At 63.1% G+C, this 14681-nt stretch carries 14 protein-coding genes; 3 read left to right on the forward strand and 11 right to left on the reverse strand.

All coding sequences use genetic code 11. The features are described 5' to 3' along the window. Positions 1–35 precede the first annotated feature (35 nt). The 3 genes from I2H38_RS17385 to I2H38_RS17395 are packed head-to-tail and all read left to right on the forward strand — an operon-like array spanning position 36 to position 2399. Complete coding sequence (locus I2H38_RS17385) at positions 36–470, forward strand: hypothetical protein (protein WP_229426771.1); 435 nt, start codon at positions 36–38, stop codon at positions 468–470. Next, positions 448–1167: an ABC transporter ATP-binding protein gene (locus tag I2H38_RS17390; protein WP_196273142.1), complete on the forward strand. Its 720-nt coding sequence runs from the start codon at positions 448–450 to the stop codon at positions 1165–1167. The genes I2H38_RS17385 and I2H38_RS17390 overlap by 23 nt, the downstream gene beginning before the upstream one ends. Beyond that, positions 1164–2399, forward strand: coding sequence for an FtsX-like permease family protein (locus I2H38_RS17395; protein ID WP_229426772.1), 1236 nt, complete (start codon positions 1164–1166; stop codon positions 2397–2399). Before I2H38_RS17390 ends, I2H38_RS17395 begins: the two co-directional genes overlap by 4 nt. Before the next feature lie 27 nt (positions 2400–2426). Here the strand turns inward: I2H38_RS17395 and I2H38_RS17400 are convergent, their stop codons facing one another. From I2H38_RS17400 to I2H38_RS17450, 11 genes are all read right to left on the reverse strand, one after another. Next, positions 2427–3203, reverse strand: coding sequence for a molybdopterin-binding protein (locus tag I2H38_RS17400; RefSeq protein WP_196273143.1), 777 nt, complete (start codon positions 3201–3203; stop codon positions 2427–2429). Next, complete coding sequence (locus I2H38_RS17405) at positions 3200–4048, reverse strand: cytochrome b/b6 domain-containing protein (protein WP_196273144.1); 849 nt, start codon at positions 4046–4048, stop codon at positions 3200–3202. Before I2H38_RS17405 ends, I2H38_RS17400 begins: the two co-directional genes overlap by 4 nt. Before the next feature lie 164 nt (positions 4049–4212). Continuing rightward, a complete protein-coding gene (locus tag I2H38_RS17410) occupies positions 4213–4911 on the reverse strand; it encodes a response regulator (RefSeq protein ID WP_196273145.1) in 699 nt (232 codons plus the stop codon). 8 nt (positions 4912–4919) lie between these two features. After that, positions 4920–7613, reverse strand: a complete 2694-nt coding sequence (locus tag I2H38_RS17415; protein ID WP_196273146.1) for a sensor histidine kinase — start codon at positions 7611–7613, stop codon at positions 4920–4922. A gap of 48 nt (positions 7614–7661) precedes the next feature. After that, complete coding sequence (gene kdpC / locus I2H38_RS17420) at positions 7662–8261, reverse strand: potassium-transporting ATPase subunit KdpC (protein ID WP_196273147.1); 600 nt, start codon at positions 8259–8261, stop codon at positions 7662–7664. Positions 8262–8272: 11 nt separating this feature from the next. Beyond that, positions 8273–10300 carry a potassium-transporting ATPase subunit KdpB gene (gene kdpB, locus I2H38_RS17425; RefSeq protein ID WP_196273148.1) on the reverse strand — a complete coding sequence of 676 codons (2028 nt, stop codon included), beginning with the start codon at positions 10298–10300 and terminating at the stop codon, positions 8273–8275. A gap of 40 nt (positions 10301–10340) precedes the next feature. Beyond that, positions 10341–12050: a potassium-transporting ATPase subunit KdpA gene (kdpA, locus tag I2H38_RS17430; protein ID WP_196273149.1), complete on the reverse strand. Its 1710-nt coding sequence runs from the start codon at positions 12048–12050 to the stop codon at positions 10341–10343. Positions 12051–12062: 12 nt separating this feature from the next. Beyond that, positions 12063–12152 (reverse strand): K(+)-transporting ATPase subunit F, encoded by a 90-nt coding sequence (gene kdpF, locus I2H38_RS17435; protein ID WP_196273150.1) that lies wholly within the window; start codon positions 12150–12152, stop codon positions 12063–12065. Positions 12153–12515: 363 nt separating this feature from the next. Next, the gene (locus I2H38_RS17440; protein ID WP_196273151.1) at positions 12516–13268 is read right to left on the reverse strand and encodes a pseudouridine synthase; all 753 of its coding nucleotides are present in this window, start codon (positions 13266–13268) and stop codon (positions 12516–12518) included. Continuing rightward, positions 13265–14182: a class I SAM-dependent methyltransferase gene (locus I2H38_RS17445; protein WP_407664101.1), complete on the reverse strand. Its 918-nt coding sequence runs from the start codon at positions 14180–14182 to the stop codon at positions 13265–13267. The genes I2H38_RS17440 and I2H38_RS17445 overlap by 4 nt, the downstream gene beginning before the upstream one ends. A 187-nt stretch (positions 14183–14369) precedes the next feature. Then, positions 14370–14657, reverse strand: coding sequence for a copper-binding protein (locus I2H38_RS17450; RefSeq protein ID WP_196273153.1), 288 nt, complete (start codon positions 14655–14657; stop codon positions 14370–14372). Positions 14658–14681 lie beyond the last annotated feature (24 nt).

The raw sequence follows: 14681 nt of genomic DNA on the forward strand, positions 1-14681 counted from the left end.
GACCGCCCGGGCTTATGGCCAACCTTGCACCATCAATGCTGACGCGGCGCCGATTTTCCATCGGCGCCGTGTTGGCGCTCCTCTCCAGGCCGGCGAAAGCCGCAGAGTGGATCGCGTTCGATACGCTCTACAAGAGCTTCGGCGTACGGGGCTTCGAATTCTCCGACAGGATCGTCGCGCTGAAAGGTCAGGAGGTTACCCTGACCGGCTACATGGCCCCGCCTCTGCGGGCGGAGAGCACATTCTTCGTGTTAACCCGCGAACCGCTCGCCATCTGCCCCTTCTGCCAGTCCGACGCGGATTGGCCCGTGGACATCGTGGTCATTCATCTCAAGGCTGAGACGCCGCTCGTCTCGGCCGGCGCCAAGATCGCCGTCAGCGGACGGCTCGAGGTCGGATCTTCAACAGACCCCGACAGCGGCTTCGTCAGCCAGATCAGGATCGTGGATGCGTCCTATCGCCGGGTCTGAATGCCGCAAGGCGGCAGCACCGCTGGTTCTACGCGACGTTCGCGTTGAGGTGCGCCAGGACGGCGGCGCACCCTTGCGCGTGCTCGATGTTCCAGCTCTCCATATCCCCTCCGGCGCGCGCATCGCGCTTACGGGCCCGTCCGGCGCCGGCAAGACGACACTGCTCCACCTCCTGGCCGGGATCGGCAGACCGAGTCACGGAATGATCCGCTGGGGCAATCTCGATCTCGCCGGCCTGACGGAAAGCGCCCGCGACCGCTGGCGTCGCCAGGAAATCGGCTTGGTGTTCCAGGATTTTCACCTGATTCCGGAACTCAGTATTCTCGACAACATCCTGTTGCCCCTCACCTTCGGAGCCGCCGGCCGAACCCGCGAATTCGCGCAGCGGGCCATTGCACTGTCGGAGCGCATGGGCCTGCCCAATCCGCATCGCCGCGCCGCCGTGCTTTCCCGCGGCGAGCAGCAGCGGGTCGCCATGGCGCGCGCCCTGTTGCAGGATCCAGCCATCCTTCTCGCCGACGAGCCGACCGCGAGCCTCGACGCCGCCACCGGCGAAACGCTGGGCACCCTCCTCCTGGATGCAGCCCGTGAACGCGGGGCGACCCTGGTTGTCGTGACCCACGACCCGCATCTCATCAGCCGTCTCGATACGGTGCATCGCATCGAATCCGGCCATCTCTTGGAGACGCGCCCATGAATCCGTTCCCGATGGTGCGCGCGGATTTGAAGGCGCTCCGCTGGCTCGCCTTCGCGATCCCTCTTCTGATTGCTGTCGCCGTCGCCATGGGCGTGGGGATCGGCGCACAGGAACGGATGCTGCGTCAGAGTTCCGCGCGGGCCGCAGACGATTTCGATCTCGTGATCGGCGCCGCCGGAAGCCAGACGCAGCTCGTGCTCACCACGGTCTATCTCGATCTCGAGGCATTGCCGCTGACAGACGGCGCACTTCTCAATACGCTCTCAAAGGACCCGCGCGTCGCCGCGGTCGCGCCTATCGCTTTCGGCGACGTGGTGCGCGGCTTTCCGGTGGTCGGCACGACACCTGCCTTCGCGGGCCGCTGGGGCCGGGTGGCGGCGACGGAGGGGCGGCTGTTCGAAAAGGAGGGCGAGGCACTCATCGGTGCCGACGTCTCTCTCAAGATCGGCGAGACCTTCGCACCATCCCACGCCACCGGCGGCGCCACGCATGCCTTCCAAGCGGATGCGGAGGAGGAGACACGCCACCGGCACGAGGGCGTCACTTATACGGTGGTCGGCCGCTTGCCCCGACTCGGCACCCCGTGGGATCGCGCAATCCTGGTACCGGTGGAAAGCGTGTGGGAGACACATGGGCTCGGTAACGGCCACGCGCAGGACGACGCCGAGCTCGGGCCGCCCTTCGACGCCAAGACCGTTCCCGGCGTGCCCGCGATCGTGGTCAAGCCGAAGCGTGTCGCTGATGCCTACGCGCTGCGGAGTTCCTACCGCCAAGGCGGCACCATGGCGGTCTTCCCGGCGGAAGTTCTGGTCAGCCTCTACAAGACCGTTGGGGACGTGCGGGATGTGCTCGTCGCCTCATCGTGGATCAGCAACGGCCTGATTTTCGTGGCAGTGCTGCTGCTGCTGTTGACCCTCACCGGACTGCGGCGGCGGCGCTACGCGGTGCTGCGCGCGCTCGGTGCTCCGGCCGTGTACATTCTCACCGTGGTTTGGCTGGAAGCGGCGATCCTGCTGGCCACTGGGTGCGGCCTCGGCCTCATCTTCGGCTGGGGCGCTGCCGCACTCGTCTCCCGCGCCATCGAGGCAGAGACGGGGCTGCGTCTGGCCTTCTCGGCAGGCCTCACTGATGTGCTCTTCGTCGTCGGCCTGATCGGGCTCGGCAGCCTGCTCGCCCTCATTCCGGCCGTGCTGACTTACCGCCTGCCGGTTTCGGACGCTTTACGGAGTTGAACGGGCAAGCCCCGAGGGTAAGCCGAGCTAGATCCCGGCGTACCACTCGTAGCCGAGATCTTCCCAGAATCCGCCTTTTCCGCCTGCGATCGCCGCGAAGCTGTCGGTCACCTGGATCCGCATGAGATATTTCGCATGCTTGTATCCGAGCTGCCGTTCCACACGCAGTCGCAGAGGCGCTCCGTGGCCCACGGGTAGATCGACGCCGTTCATGCCATAAGCAAGGATGGTCTGCGGGTGAAAGGCGTCGACGAGGTCGAGGCTCTCGTAGTACCGACCAGTTCCGTCGAGCGTCGCTCCCAAATCATCGGCGCAATAAAAGACGATGTAACGGGCATTGGGCAGCAGACCTGCGCTCTGAAGCAAAAGTCCGAGCGGAACACCCGTCCATTTGCCGATGGCGCTCCAGCCTTCCACGCAATCGTGCCGCGTAATCTGCGTTCTTGACGGCAGGCGCTTGAGGTCGGTCAGGGACAGACTCAACGGCTGCCGCACCAGGCCATCGACGACGAGGCGCCAGTCCGCGAAGTTCCCAGCCATCAGGCGGGCATATTCCTCGCCGTCCGGCGCGCTCGTTCCGTTGACCTTGAACACAGGAGAGAGATCGGCCTCGGTATACTCACGCGCCAAAGCCCCCCGCGGCAGGAGGGTTCGCTGGGCTGTCTCGGTCAAGGTTTCCGCCTTCTCGAGCACACGCTGCACGTCTTCGTTCTGCGTGAGTCGATCACACCCATTGAGGAACAGCGCGCTCGTGCCAACGGCCGAGAGACCGAGGAAACGACGCCGGGACAGAAGGATGCTCATGCGGGCGGCCTTTCCGGCTTGATGGCATAGTAGCCGGTGATCATCGAGCGCATGTTGTTCCAGGCACCGGACACGAGCACCATGGCGATATGAATGGCGACAAACGTGACGATCAGCGACGCCGTGATGAAGTGAATGGTCCGCGCTGACTGACGTCCGCCGAAGAGGTCAAGCATCCAAGGGAAGGCAGCATTGACGCCCGGCGACATGGTGAGGCCGGTTGCCAGCATGAGCGGCAGTAAAGCGAAGATAACGATCAGATAGGCGATTTTCTGCAAGGCGTTGTAGCGCCTTGCCTCATCGCCCCTGGCAAATTTCAGACGCGCGTGATCCGCAATTTCCCGAGCCAGATGGCGCGCTGTGAGCTGATCGGCATTGGGCTTGAGATCGCGGCGGAAGTGCCCCGCAACGATGCCATAGATCAGATACAGGAACCCATTGATCACGAAGAGCCATGCGAAAAAGAAATGCCACCGCCGGCCGGCCGCGAGATCCTGATAGCGTGGCAGGGTGAGCCATGCGGGAAAGGCGCGCGGTGAAAGCTCCCCTTCCACCTTCGATGCGCCCAAGATGCCGGTGGTCGGGATTGAGAGTGAACCGATGCGCGTGATGCCGCCAACACTGTCGCCGGTTTCCTCGGCCTCGATCGACAGCACCGCATGATCGGCATCGGCGCCGTACTGCCCCCAATAGAGGCGCGGATGCGCATTGAAGATCTGTAACCCGCTCATCAGCAGAACAGTCAAGCACAGCACGTTGATCCAATGAGTGACGCGCACCACACCCGAATGTCTATGGACAAGCTCACTTTTCGGTTGAGGCGAGGAATGATCAGGGCCCGTCATCGCTTAGGATCCTTCTCTGACTCATTCTCATCATAACAAAATCGGCGCCGCGAACCGATCACTTCTTCTCCACCGCGACACTGCCGCGCTTCGCGGCTCGCATCTTTCTCCATCGATGTGCTTTTCGACGGAACACGAACGCCCGCTAAGGCCGGGCCAATACCTCAACCCTGCTCAGGTTCCGCCAAGCGATAGCCGATCCCCGGCTCCGTGAGGACGATCGACGGATTGCTTGGATCTTCTTCGACCTTCTGCCGCACCTGACCCACATAGACCCTGAGATACTGCGTATCGTGCTCGTGCGCGGCACCCCACACCGCCGAGAGAATCTGCCTGTGGGTGACGACTTTTCCAGCGTGGCGGGCAAGGAGGGCGAGCAGGTCGAATTCCTTCGGCGTCAGCTTAAGCTCAGCGCCATGACGCGACACGCGGCGGCGCGCGACATCGACATCGAGCCCACGCACATGGACATTCGGGGTTTCGCCCTTCCTTTGCATGCGATGCCGGGAAGCGGCCCTCAATCGAGCCATCAGTTCACCAATGCCGAAGGGCTTATTGACGAAATCATCCGCCCCGCGATCGAGCGCCTCGATCTTCTCCGTTTCACGGTCGCGCGCAGACAAGACGATGATCGGGACATCAGACCATTCGCGGACGCGGCTGATGACATCCTTGCCATTCATGTCGGGAAGGCCGAGGTCGAGCACCACGATGTCGGGCGCGTCCGCCGCGATGCGCTTCAAAGCCTCCGCCGCGGTCGCGGCCTTGATGACGTCGTAGTCATTGGCTATCAGCGCCGGCGTCAAAAAGCGGTGTATCGCCGCTTCGTCATCGACCACGAGCACCCGCGTCGCGTGAGTCATATCGCTTGTCACTCCTCGATCGGCAGTCGGATCGTCACACGGGCGCCATGGCCGCCCGAGACCGGGCTCGTCGCGGCGATAGTCCCTCCATGCGCGTCGACGATTCCTTTGGCGATGGCAAGGCCAAGGCCTGCACCCTCGCCGCCATCGGCAACGCCAGCCACACTCGTCGGGTTTTTTCCTCGCATGAACTTTTCGAACATGTGGGGCAGGACGTCAGGGGCTATGCCGGGCCCGTCGTCGGTGATGGCGATGGAGGCTTCGCCCTCCTTGAAGCGGGCCTCGAGAGCGATCACAGCATCCGGTCCGGCATAGCGCATGGCGTTGCCCACCACATTGGTCAGAGCCTGATCAAGAAGCGTTTGATCGGCGGAAATGTAGGGCATCTGGTCTTGAGTCTGCACGCTGAACCGCTGCGTCGCGCCGCGCCTCTTGGCAACGGCGACGACTCTGTCCAACGCTTCTCGCACATCGAGCCAGTCACGCCGAAGCTCCAATGCGCCCGCTTCCACGCGCGTCATGGCGAGCAGGTTGCGCACCATGCCGTCGAGCTGCTCGGCCTCATCCTTGACTTGCTCCAGGAGATCGAGCCTCGCCGCCTCCGGCAGTTTGGAACGATACTCGATGAGGCTCGTTGCTGCGCCCAGGATCGAGGCCAACGGGGTGCGGAAATCATGACTGATCGACGCCAGGAAGGTGTTGCGGACTTTTTCCGTTTCGGCAGCGCTCTTCGCCACGGCGATTTCGCGTGAGAGCTTCGATCGCTCAAGGGCCGTGGCGGTCAACTCCGCGAGGGTCTCGAAGAGGGCCCGGGCTTCCGAGTCGAGCGGCGCCTCATCTCTGGATTCGTTTCCCAGACCGATCACACCGACCCGGCCATGCGACGCCCGGAGCGGGAAGAAGTACCACGAGACGTTGGGAAGCGTCCCGGTGCCCGATCCCGCCGGCTCGTCTCGCTCGTAGGCCCAGCGGGCAGCGGTCATGGACGCCGTATCGAGCTCGTCTTCCGGGGGCCAGGCCGCAATCACAGCCAGATCGTCGTCGCGGGGAAAGAGAATGACGGCGGGCAATCCGAGATCGCGATGAACCTCCGCCACCGTGCCCTCCGCCACCATCTGGGGTTCGGCGAGGCTCGAAAGGCGGCGGGCGAATTCGAACAATCGTCGTGTCGCGCGTGCACGATCCACCGCGGCCGCCGCCTGCTCTCGCGCCTGCCCGGCAACAGCGGACGAAAGCACGGCAACCCCGAGAAAAATGAAGAGGGCGAGGAGTTCGTGCGGCTGCGCAACGGTGAAGTTGTAAAAGGGTGCGATGAAAAAAAAATTATAGCTGAGAAACGACAGGAGCGAAGCAAAGACGGCTGGCCAGATGCCGAAACGAATGGCGGAAAAAAACACAGCCAGAAGGAAGATCATCGAGACATTCGGCAACGATACGGCAGCCGTCATCAATCGGCCGACGAGAATCGCGACCGTGACTGAAAGTGCGGACCAGAGAAAGGCCAGCCCTCTTTCTCGGGAGAGTGTCAGCCGTGGCACGAAGCGAGCGGTCCGAGGTCGTCGGGGCGTGACGGGCGTGACCACATTGATTGCGATGTCTTCGGCTGCGCGAAGAAGTTGATGGGGAAGGGACCGCCCCAGGAGTTCGGTGATCCAACCGCCGCGCGACCGGCCGACAACGATTTGAGTCACGTTCTCAAACTTCGCATACCGCAGGAGCTCATGGACCAGATCGGCGCCGACAAGCGTCTTCACTTCATCCGCGCCAAGGCTCTCCGCGAGCCGCATGGCGTCGGCAACACGCCTGCGGGCAGTGGCGCTGAGCCGTGCGAAGGGCCGCTCCACCGTGACCGCCAGGAGAGGCGCGCCGATCAGATCGGCCAGGCGCTTGGCATGCCGCACGACCATCGACGAAGTCTCGTCGGGGCCGATACAAACCAGGATCCGCTCGCCCGCGGCCCAAGGCCCTTCCACGCCCTCACCCTGCATTCGCTCGAGCAGATCGCTGTCGATCCGCTCAGCTGCGCGCCGCAGGGCCAGTTCGCGGAGCGCGACAAGGTTATTGGTGCGGAAAAAATTATCGACGGCCCTGGCGGCCGTGTCCTGGACATAGACCTTTCCCTCCGCAAGCCGCTTCAAAAGCTCATCGGGGGGCAGATCGACCAGAACGATCTCATCGGCTTTGTCGAAATTCGTATCAGGGATCGTCTCACGCACACGAACCCGCGTGATGCGTTGCACGATGTCGTTGAGGCTCTCCAGGTGCTGGATGTTCAGCGTTGTCCAGACATCGATGCCCGCGGCCAGCAGTTCCTCGATATCCTGCCACCGCTTGGGATGGCGGCTTCCCGGCGCATTCGTGTGCGCATACTCGTCGACCAGGATCAAATCCGGGCGTCGCTCGAGCGCCGCGTCGATGTCGAATTCCTGCACCATTCGTCCCCTATAGGGGACGGAAATCCGAGGCAGGATGTCGAACCCCTCGAGAAGTTGCTCGGTCTCCTTGCGGCCATGGGTTTCGACCAACCCGATGACCACGTCCGTGCCGCCCTGCCGGGCCAACCGCGCGGCCTCCAGCATGCCATAGGTCTTACCAACGCCGGGAGCCGCCCCAAGAAAGATCTTGAGGCGGCCGCGGCCTTCCCGGTTCGCGCGCGCGAGGAGCGCCTCTGGCGAAGCGCGGGGCTTGTCGGTCAGACCCATGAGATCGGCCTCTTCATGCCTCCAAGGTAGGCGCTCAAGCGGTCCCCGTTAAGGGCTCATCTGATCGAGCGCATGGTTAACCCGCAGAACATTCACACGCGGCTCGCCGAAGAGCCCGAAAAGCGGTCCCTCAACGAAATTGCCGATGATCCGGTTCACCCACGCCTCGGGGATATTATGGGCCGCCGCGATACGCGGAACCTGCGCCCTGGCATAAGCCGGCGAAATGTGAGGATCGAGGCCGCTGCCGGATGTGGTGATCGCATCGCCCGGAATCGGCCCCGGCAAGCCCGCCGAGCGCCATGCCTCGGCAGAGGCCGTCAGGCGCTCGGCAAGCTTTTGCGAGGTCGGCCCGAGGTTGGATCCGGTCGAAGCCGCCGCATTGTAGGGCGCATCGACGGTCTTCGATGCGTCCGCGGGATCGGCTGCGGTCGTCGCCGAAGGCCGGGGCCAAAGGTGGCCGTCCGAGGTAAAATTCTGCCCGATCAGGTCCGAGCCGAGGATCTTGTCATCCACAACGATCAGGCTGCCATTGGCTTGGGCCGGAAAGGCATATTGGCCGATTCCCGCGACGGCATACGGGTAAGCCAGCCCGGTCAGGGCGGTGAAGAGCACGAGCAGGACGAGTGCGGGTCGAAGATGTGACATATCGGCCTCCTTCAGGCCCAACCGATCGCGGTCACCGCGAGGTCGATGACCTTGATGCCGATGAACGGCACGATGAGACCGCCGAGGCCATAGATGAACAGATTGCGGCGCAGCAGCATGGCGGCGCTTCGTGGGCGATAGGGAATCCCGCGCAACGCCAGCGGGATCAACGCGACAATGATGAGCGCATTGAAGATCACCGCCGAAAGGATCGCGCTTTGCGGCGTCGACAAGCCCATCACATTCAAGATGCCGAGTTGCGGAATGGCCGCGATGAACAGCGCCGGGATGATCGCGAAATACTTCGCCACGTCGTTGGCGATCGAGAACGTGGTCAACGAGCCGCGCGTCATGAGAAGCTGCTTGCCGATACCGACCACCTCGATGAGCTTGGTCGGATTGGAATCGAGATCGACCATATTGCCCGCCTCGCGCGCGGCCTGCGTGCCCGACTGCATCGCCACGCCCACATCGGCCTGGGCCAGCGCAGGCGCATCGTTGGTGCCGTCGCCACACATGGCGACGAGACGCCCTTCGGTTTGCGCGCCGCGGATATAGTCGAGCTTGTCCTGCGGCGTCGCCTCGGCGATGAAATCATCGACCCCCGCCTCAGAGGCGATGGCCGCCGCCGTCACCGGATTGTCGCCCGTCACCATGACCGTACGAATGCCCATGCGGCGCAGCTCCGCGAAGCGTTCCTTGATATCGGGCTTCACCACGTCCTTCAGGTGAATGACACCGAGAAGCTGTCCGCTTTCGACGAGGCCGAGAGGGGTTCCTCCCGAGCGGGCGATGCGATCCACATTCGCGGCGAAAGCGGAGTGAGCGACTGTTCCACCGCTGACATCCCGGGCGAAACGCAGCACCGCATCGACTGCGCCCTTTCGCAAGCGGCGGTCGCCGATATCCACGCCGGAAAGCCGGGTCGTGGCGGAAAACTCGATGAACCTCGCACCGACCGGTGCTTCAGCGGGAGCACGCAGACCGTATTTTTCCTGCACGAGCGTCACGATGGAACGACCCTCCGACGTTTCATCGGCTAGACTTGCAAGAAGGGCTCCTTCGGCGGCCTGACGCTCGGAAACGCCCGGCACGGGGAGAATTTCGGACGCCATCCGGTTTCCGAAAGTGATCGTGCCGGTCTTGTCGAGAAGCAACGTGTCCACATCACCCGCCGCCTCCACCGCACGGCCGGACATGGCCAGCACGTTGAAGCGGATGAGACGATCCATCCCGGCGATGCCGATGGCCGACAGCAGGCCGCCGATGGTCGTCGGGATCAGAGTGACCAGGAGCGCCACCAGAACCGGGACTGGGACGTCGGCCGCGGAATAGCGCCCCAAACCCGCCAAGGTGACGACGGTAATCAGGAAGATGATCGTCATTCCCGCGAGCAGAACATTGAGCGCGATCTCGTTCGGCGTCTTCTGCCGCTCGGCTCCCTCCACGAGCGAGATCATGCGATCGAGGAAAGAGGAACCCGCCGCCGCCGTGATTTCGACAACGAGCCAGTCGGAGATGACTGTCGTGCCGCCAGTCACCGCCGACCGGTCACCGCCGGATTCGCGGATGACGGGAGCGGATTCCCCGGTAATCGCAGCTTCATTCACGGAGGCGATGCCCTCGACAATCCGGCCGTCACCGGGAATCAGATCACCGGCTTCGACCAACACAAGGTCGCCGACCTGCAACTCAACGGCTGAGACTTTCTGAAACAACTCCTTGCGGTCTTGATCGTAGAGCTTTTTTGCGATCGTATCCGTGCGCGCTTGGCGCAAGGTGTTTGCCTGCGCCCGCCCTCTGCCCTCGGCCACGGCCTCAGCGAAGTTTGCGAACAGGACGGTGAACCAGAGCCACACCGCGATCTGCCCGGTGAAAAAAGCGGAGGCTCCCGTCCATAGATCCCGCACGAACAGGACCGTGACGAGAAGCGCCACGACCTCCGTGACGAAGATCACCGGGTTGCGGGCCAGCGCCGCGGGATTGAGTTTCTTGAACGCATCGACGACGGCCTGCCGCAGAATCGATGCATCGAACATGGAAATAGCTGGTTGGACGTGTTTGCTCACGGAGCACCTGTCAGAATGTTTTTCCGGCCAGCATCAGCACCTGCTCGGCGATGGGGCCGAGAGCGAGAGCCGGGAAGAATTGGAGCCCACCGAGGATCAGGATCACCCCGACCAAAAGGCCGATGAAGAGCGGCCCGTGCGTCGGGAATGTGCCGGTCGAGGATTCCAGCCGTGTCTTGGCGGCGAGCGAGCCTGCGATGGCGAGCATCGGCACGATATAGGCGAAGCGACCCAACAGCATGGCGAAGCCGAGTGTCGTGTTGTACCAGACCGAGTTCGCGCTCAGCCCCGCGAAGGCGGAGCCGTTGTTCCCCGTCGCCGAGGAATAGGCATAGAGGATTTCAGAAAGACCATGCGGACCGGCGCTGGATAGACCGGCAAGGGCTTGCGGAAGAACGGCTGCGACCGCCGAGAAGCCGAGAATGACGGTCGGCAGGATCAACACGGCGAGCATGGCCATCTTGACCTCTTTGGCCTCAATCTTCTTGCCGAGATATTCCGGCGTGCGACCGACCATGAGACCGGCGACGAAGACCGCGATGATCGCCATGATGAGGATGCCATAGAGCCCCGATCCGACGCCACCCGGCAGGATCTCACCCAGTTGAATCAGAAACATCGGTACGAGGCCGCCGATCGGCGTGAAGCTCGCATGCATCGCGTTCACCGCCCCGCAGGACAAGCCTGTCGTGACGGCGGCAAAAAGAGCGGAAAGTGCAAGGCCGAAGCGGACTTCCTTGCCTTCCATGTTCCCGTCCGCCAGGTTGAGGCCAGCGTCATGGAGCATTGGCGTGCCCGCAGCTTCAGCTGCGTAAGTGATTGCGACGCCGGCCAGAAGTAGAATGCCCATGACGGCGATCAAGGCACGCCCCTGGCGATTGTCGCCGACGAGCCGACCGAACGCGAAAACGGTCGCGACGGAGATGACCAGCATCTGCCAGATCTCGACGAAGTTCGTCAGCGCCGTCGGGTTCTCAAATGGATGAGCAGCGTTCACGTTGAAGAAGCCGCCGCCATTCGTGCCGAGCTGCTTGATGGCGACCTGGCTCGCGACAGGGCCGATCGCGATCGTTTGTTTTGCCCCTTCGAGCGTCGTCGCACCGACAGAGGCCACGAGCGTTTGCGGCACTCCCAGCGCCACGAGCACCACGGCCGTGACGAGGGCGAGAGGAAGCAGAATGTAGAGAGTCGAGCGGGTCATATCGACCCAGAAATTGCCGACCGTCGGAGCCTTGGACCGCGCGAATCCGCGAACCAGCGCCATCGCGAGGGCGAGACCCGTCGCAGCGGACAGAAAATTATGCACGGTCAGACCGGCCATTTGCGAGAAATGGCTCATGGTCGTCTCGCCGCCATAGGCTTGCCAATTCGTGTTCGTCACGAACGAGACGGCGGTGTTGAAGGCAAGATCCGGCGCGACTCCGGAAAATCCTTGCGGGTTGAGCGGGAGCACTCCCTGAAGACGCAGGATCGCGTAAAGCAGGGCGAAACCGGCCGCGTTGAACATCAGCATCGCCAACGCATAGGAGCGCCAACTCTGCTCCCGTGCGGGGTCGACACCCGCAAGCGCGTAGAACCCTTTCTCGACAGGCGCGAGAAAGGGCGTGAGGACATTGCGCTTTCCGGCGTAAACCTTGGCCATGAACGCGCCGAGCGGAACGGCGGCCAGAACGACCGCCGTGAAAAGAACAGCTATCTGGAGCCAACCATTGATGGTCATTTGAGAGGCCCCTTAAAAGCGCTCGGGCTTGAGCAGCGCCATGACGAGGTAAACGGCGAGGCCCGCCGCGACGAAGCCGCCGAGAAGAAGATCGAGTGACATGGGAGGCTCCGATCAGAGCCGCTCGGCCGCGACGACATAGAGCGCCATCAATGCGAAAAAGCCGAGGCCGAGGAGGAGATAGACGAGGTCAAGCATAACAACACCTTGAAGTTACGCTTAAATATTACGTCCGATCGGCATCAAGGCTCGATTGGGAAAGTCCAGCCCCGACATAAAGAGCGCATAAAGATGCCCTCGATGCGCCCTGCCGGATCCACGGAAATTCAGATGCACTCGTGATCAGCGGCAACCACTAATGCGGCCACGCATCGCCGCCCGCACGAGGTGACGGGCGGCGGGACAAGCGACGCGGGCATCGCGATGATGTCGCGGTCCTATATCTGTGCTTCAGCCGTCGCGTGGCTAGCGCGCGGGTGGGGGCTTCAAGACCAACGATACATCCGCCTCGCTGAGCACCCGATATTGTCCCGGTTCAAGATCGTTTGGCAGCGCGAGATCCCCGACCCGGTCACGATGCAGAGCGGTGACGTGATTGCCGACGGCGGCGAACATGCGCCTGACCTGATGATAGCGCCCCTCGGTCAAGGTCACATAGGCCTCGGTCGGCGAGATCACTTCCATCGGCACCGGCAGAAGCGGCTTGTCTTCGCCATCGAGCATCAAGGTTCCGGCAGCAAAAATCTCCGCCTCGTCGCCACGCATCGGGCGATCGAGGATCACATGATAGCGCTTGGTCACATGGTTGCGGGGCGAGATGATCCGATGCAGCAAAGCGCCGTCATCGGTCAACAACAGCAGTCCCGATGTCTCCTTGTCGAGCCGCCCGATGGTTGACAGCGCCGGGTCACGGCTTCGCCACCGCGACGGGAAAAGCCCATAAACCAGGGGACCCGCCTCCTTGTGCGAGCAGGTCACCCCAAGGGGCTTATGCAGCATGAGCACCAATCCGGGCGGTGGATCGAGCGGCGCGCCATCGATCTGCATCCGCGCGGACAGGTCGGGCGTGATCGCGATGCGCTGGTCCGCATCCTCGAGCTCGGCTCCGTCGAGCGTCACGAAACCGGCGCGCACCATCTGTTGAATCTCACGCCGCGAGCCATAGCCGAGATTGGCCAGCAGGCGGTCCAGGCGAAGGGTTGTCGGGGCTTTGCTCATCGGTGCGCCTCGTAGAGTTTGTATCCTTCCGCTTCGACCTTGAGCGCAGCGCGTTTGAAATGCGATTTCAGCACGGCCTCATAGGGCAGATGGCGATTGGCGATCAGCCAGCAGACGCCGGAGGGACGCAAAGCCTCCGCCGCGCGGCGGATGAAGCTTTGACCGAGCGCCTGGTCTTCAGCGCCCCCGTCGTGGAAGGGAGGATTCATCACCACGAAATCGAGTCCGGTGAGTTGAGTGCCGCTCTTGCGCACATCGTCCCAGCGCACAGTCACGCGCGGATCGTCAAGGTTGCGCCTCGCTGCCTCGACCGCCCGACGATCGATATCGATCAAGGTCAGCCGTTCGACCTTCGGCGACTTCAGGATGCCAAGCGCGAGATAGCCGATGCCACACCCGATGTCGGCGCCCCGCCCGGACAGGACAGGCAGTTCGCGCGCGAGAAGAGCGCTGCCGGGATCGATCCGATTCCAACTGAACACACCCGGCTGCGACCAGAGGCCGAGCGTCTCGACGAGCCGCATCCGCCCTTCGGCCAAGGCTTCCTCCAGTCCCGCCAGCGTCGCCGGCCGCTCACAGACGCAAATGCGATAGTGCCGCCGGGCCGTCTCGGTCACGACGCAGCCGAAACGCGCCAATTCCTTGCCGAGCCTCGACCCGCCCTTGTCTTTCGGGGCAAGGACCGTCAATCGCGCGCCCGGCGCGAGAGCCTTCAGGGCAAGCGCGAGAGTGTAACGCCGCTCAATCGTTCCGGGCGGCGCCAGCACGACCATCCCGCCCAGCGTCGCCTCCCCCCAAAGGTCCAGCGTTTCCGCGCCGGGAATCAGGGGCGAGAATTGAATCGCATCTTCTGCGGGGCTGACCAGCTCGGCTGGCGGGGTGCCGTAAACACCCTCACGTTTCACTTCGTCCACGGTTACCTTATCCATATTCGGTTACCGCGTTCCTATACCGACTGGCCTCGGAAGATAAGGACCTTTCTGTCGCTCCCAGGCCCTTGGTCCCACGTCCACAGGGGGCTTCCCTCGGTAAGGCGGAGTCCTTTCGTTCGGAAAGCCGTCCCGCGATCGATACCTCAGTCGGGGGACGGCCTTGGGGGGATTACATGTTCTTCTTGATCGACGTGACGGTGATCTGCCCGTTCACGCGCTCCGCGGTGAACTGGATCTTGTCGCCGGCCTTCACCTCCTTGAGCATCGCCGTATCCTGCGCCCGGAACACCATCGTCATGCCGTCCATGTCGAGGTTCTTGATCGGGCCGTGCTGGAGCGTGATCTTGCCCTGTGCTTCGTCGATCTTCTGAACGACGCCGGAAACCAGCGGCGCGCCCTGCGCGAGCACGGCGGTCGACAGGCCGAGAGCGGCAATGGTGAGGACGAGTCGTTTCATGTTTCAATCTCCTGATTTTTCCAA

It is taken from the genome of Microvirga alba, assembly GCF_015694465.1.
GTDB lineage: Bacteria > Pseudomonadota > Alphaproteobacteria > Rhizobiales > Beijerinckiaceae > Microvirga > Microvirga alba.